5 protein-coding genes and 1 pseudogene are annotated in these 3,439 nt (G+C 58.7%); 2 read left to right on the forward strand and 4 right to left on the reverse strand.

What is annotated here, in order from left to right; translation table 11 throughout:
* Nucleotides 1–122 (forward strand): DUF1244 domain-containing protein (locus tag AC4GMC_RS17750; protein ID WP_487880452.1); only part of this gene is annotated, 122 nt, incomplete at its 5' end.
* A gap of 78 nt (nt 123–200) precedes the next feature.
* Here the strand turns inward: AC4GMC_RS17750 and AC4GMC_RS17755 are convergent.
* Nucleotides 201–1,055: a D-amino-acid transaminase gene (locus AC4GMC_RS17755; RefSeq protein WP_487877055.1), complete on the reverse strand. Its 855-nt coding sequence runs from the start codon at nt 1,053–1,055 to the stop codon at nt 201–203.
* Between the two features lie 100 nt (nt 1,056–1,155).
* Between AC4GMC_RS17755 and AC4GMC_RS17760 the strand changes: the two genes are divergently transcribed.
* Nucleotides 1,156–1,953 (forward strand): M15 family metallopeptidase, encoded by a 798-nt coding sequence (locus AC4GMC_RS17760; RefSeq protein ID WP_487877056.1) that lies wholly within the window; start codon nt 1,156–1,158, stop codon nt 1,951–1,953.
* Here AC4GMC_RS17760 and AC4GMC_RS17765 read toward each other — a convergent pair.
* From AC4GMC_RS17765 to AC4GMC_RS17775, 3 genes and pseudogenes are all read right to left on the reverse strand, one after another.
* A complete protein-coding gene (locus AC4GMC_RS17765; RefSeq protein WP_487877057.1) occupies nt 1,950–2,189 on the reverse strand; it encodes a hypothetical protein in 240 nt (79 codons plus the stop codon). The two genes, AC4GMC_RS17760 and AC4GMC_RS17765, sit on opposite strands and share 4 nt — an antisense overlap.
* A gap of 74 nt (nt 2,190–2,263) precedes the next feature.
* Entirely contained in the window at nt 2,264–3,031 is a 768-nt protein-coding gene (gene cobM / locus AC4GMC_RS17770) for a precorrin-4 C(11)-methyltransferase (protein WP_487877058.1), read from the reverse strand.
* Nucleotides 3,032–3,113: 82 nt separating this feature from the next.
* Nucleotides 3,114–3,439, reverse strand: a pseudogene (locus AC4GMC_RS17775) (precorrin-3B C(17)-methyltransferase); the annotation flags it as partial.

Below are 3,439 nucleotides of genomic sequence, written 5' to 3' on the forward strand. Positions count from 1 at the left end.
AAACCTACTACGGCATGCCCATGTCCGAATGGAAGGCCAAGCACCAGACCGAGGCAACCGCCGAACAGCAAGCCGCGTTCGAGACATCCTTCAAAGAAAACGTCACCAACAAAGACGGCTGAGCAAACAAAAGGGGGGCCGCGACGCCCCCCTCCTTTGTTCTCAAAATACTCCCGCCGGAGGCTTCCTCCAGCGATGTACTAGATCGCCTTTGCAAGGCTCTCTTCCAGATAGATTTCACGCAAACGCGCCGCTACGGGCCCAGGCTTGCCGGTCCCAATTTGGGCACCATCCAAAGAAACCACGGGCATTACGAACGTGGACGCTGAGGTCACAAATGCCTCATCTGCAGCCGCCGCTTCTTCTAGTGTAAACGACCGCTCTTCTACCTGCATCTGCGCCTCTTGCGCCATGCGCAGCACAGCGGCGCGGGTGATGCCGTGCAAAATTTCGTTGCCCAAATGACGGGTGACAATCGTGTTCCCTTTTACGATGTAGGCATTGTTGGACGTGCCCTCTGTCACAGCGCCATCCTCTACCATCCACGCGTCGTCCGCACCCGCAGCCTTGGCCATCATCTTGCCCATCGACGGGTACAACAACTGCACGGTCTTAATATCCCGCCGACCCCAGCGCTGATCCTCGATCGAAATGACCGAGATCCCCTTGTCCGCCACAGGGTTCGCCGCCAATCCGGGCTTAGACTGCGTGAACAATACCAACGACGGCGCGGCATCCACGGGATAAGCAAAATCACGATCCGCAGCCCCGCGCGTGACCTGCAAATAGACCAAGCCTTCATCAATCCCATTTGCCCGCACCAATTCGCGGTGGATTTCCAGCAGTTCGTCCATCGTGGAGGGCGATGGCATGTCCAATTCGGACAAGGAACGCTCAAGCCGTTTGGCGTGCCCCTCAAAATCGATCAGTTTGCCGCCCAGAACGCTCGTGACCTCATAGACCCCATCCGCGAACAAAAAACCCCGGTCGAATATGGAAATTTTGGCGTCTTCTTCGGGCACATAAGCCCCATTCACATAGACGGTTCTGGACATTGGGAAGCCTCCTGATTGGGTCGCACGGTTATGTGCCCGCCCGCGCCAGACCGTCAAGTCCAGCCTTGCCGAAAGAGGCACAAGGCCGCAAAAAGGCTCCATGATCCAATCTGTTACACAAGGTGTTCTTGGCACCTACCGCATGCAGCCCATAGCGGAGCGTGTCGCCCACGCCGAAGCGCTCCGCCCCGGCTACCGCGACCACCCCATGGACATGGACGCCCCAGCGCAGCGCGACGCAATGGTTGAGTTGCGCGCGTTAGGGATCGCAGGGGAAAACTATTACCACGGCCGGCACAATCCACCGTATCACACCCAAATAGACGGCTCGGTGCCGGATTTGTTGCTGCGCGCCCCGCTCGCGGAAAGGCTACAAACCGTCAACACGCTCCTCGCACCCTATGAATTGGAGCTGTGGGTGTTTGATGCGTGGCGACCAATTGCAGTGCAGAATTACTTCCACGACCACTGGATGCCTGCCCACATACGCCGCCACGATCCGAACCTAGAGGGTACAGCCCTTCAGGCAGAGGTTGAGAAATACTGGGCGCGCGGCGCCCCTGGCGGCGTGATTGATCCCGCCTCTCCGCCACCTCACGCAACAGGCGCGGCCGTGGACCTGACGCTACGCCGCATCGGTGGCGACGCATTGTTCATGGGGTCAATCTTTGACGATGTGACAGAAATATCCAACACCGCACACTTTGAGCCAGCCTCAGACGCCATGTCCTTTTCTGCGATTGAGGCGCGGGACAACCGGCGGATGCTCTTTTGGATCATGGATGCGGCAGGGTTTGCCAACAACCCGACGGAGTGGTGGCACTTTTCGCTAGGTGATCAAATGTGGGCGCGCATCACGGGGGAAAGGGCCGCTTACTACGGGCCTGCGCCGATCTAGGTGCGGGCGGTATCCCGCCCGAAAACATATCGCAAAAAGCCCCGTGCTTCATCGACGGCATCGATATAGGCCTCAGACAACAACTGCTCACCGTCGAAAACCAAAACAAAACCCCGCAAAAGCGGGGCGTCCTTTATATCCATGTCCAGACCGTTTTCCGTAAGCGCATAGACCGGCAGGGATGCATCCCCCACACGGACGTGAACATTTGATTGGTCTTGAATGGTCGTGCTCATGGCTGGTCCTCTCTTATGAGGACAAACGTGGCACGCCATTCGTTAAGGGCAGGTTTAATGCCGTCAGAAAAACCTCAGGCGCGTGCTTTTGGCCTTAGAACATGGGGCATCGCTGGGTCATAAAGCGCGCTATCGCGGAAATCTTGGACCTCCCGCAGGGCTGGACCGACCAGAATCAGCGCAGTCCGCGTAATCTTGGCGGCGCGTATCTTGGGCTGAATGTCCGAGATTGTGCCCTTTACAAACATCTGATCCGGCCAACCCACGCGGTAGGCCACAACAACCGGGCAATCTGCGCCGTAATGCGGGGTTAGGACACGCTCAATCTCCCGCAGGTTGCGGATGCCCAAGTGGATCGCTAGCGTGGCCCCCGTGCGCGCAAAGTTTTCAAGCGTCTCATTGGGCGGCATGGAGGTCGACTTCATGCTCACCCGCGTCAGGATGATGGATTGCGCCACTTCGGGGATTGTCAGCTCTTGGCCCAAGGCGGCAGCAGCGGCGGCATATGCGGGCACACCTGGCACCACTTGGTAGTCAATCCCATCAGCCTTCAGGCGGCGAATTTGCTCGGCTATCGCACCATAAAGCGACGGATCGCCTGAGTGCACGCGCGCTACGTCTTGGCCTTGGGCGTGGGCCGCCACGATCTCAGCATGGGTTTCGTCCAGCGTCATCGAGGCGGTGTCCAACACCCGCGCGCCTTCTGGCGCTTCGGCCACAACCTGCTCGGGCACAAGCGACCCCGCATAGAGGCAAACAGAACAGGCCCGGATCAAACGTTGAGCTTTAAGCGTCAGCAGTTCGGGATCGCCGGGACCTGCGCCGATGAAATAGACAGTCATAGTAGTGTTCCTTGCGACGGAGAGGCTGCGCAGCAAAGTGCGCCCCAAACAGTTTCGTACCAGCGGGGGAAAGCGCGCGCGATCACCCCTGCCCCTCTTTGGCAGCCTGCGCCAAATCACCATCGATTTTGCGTGCATAGCCACGTGGTGTGTACATGCGCGGCCCTTCGCCCAAATGCGCCAACTTAGAATGGCTGGAGCCGATGAGGACAACGGTCAGCATGTCGACCTCATCCACCTCAAGGGCATCGAGGCGGCGGTAGCGGATGTATTCCTCGGGGCGGCCAAGTGAGCTGGCCAGCATAACGGGCGTTTCCGGTGGACGGTGTTGCAATAGGATATCGCGCGCCTCTGCCAAAAGGGTCCGGCGGCGTTGCGACACGGGGTTGTAAAAGGCGATGACGAAAT

Source organism: Thalassobacter sp. (genome assembly GCF_982993085.1).

Coding starts and splice junctions, on each gene's coding strand:
- AC4GMC_RS17760 (WP_487877056.1), top strand. CDS start 1,156: ATGATCCAATCTGTTACACAAGGTGTTCTTGGCACCTACCGCATGCAG.
- AC4GMC_RS17755 (WP_487877055.1), bottom strand. CDS start 1,055: ATGTCCAGAACCGTCTATGTGAATGGGGCTTATGTGCCCGAAGAAGAC.
- AC4GMC_RS17765 (WP_487877057.1), bottom strand. CDS start 2,189: ATGAGCACGACCATTCAAGACCAATCAAATGTTCACGTCCGTGTGGGG.
- cobM (WP_487877058.1), bottom strand. CDS start 3,031: ATGACTGTCTATTTCATCGGCGCAGGTCCCGGCGATCCCGAACTGCTG.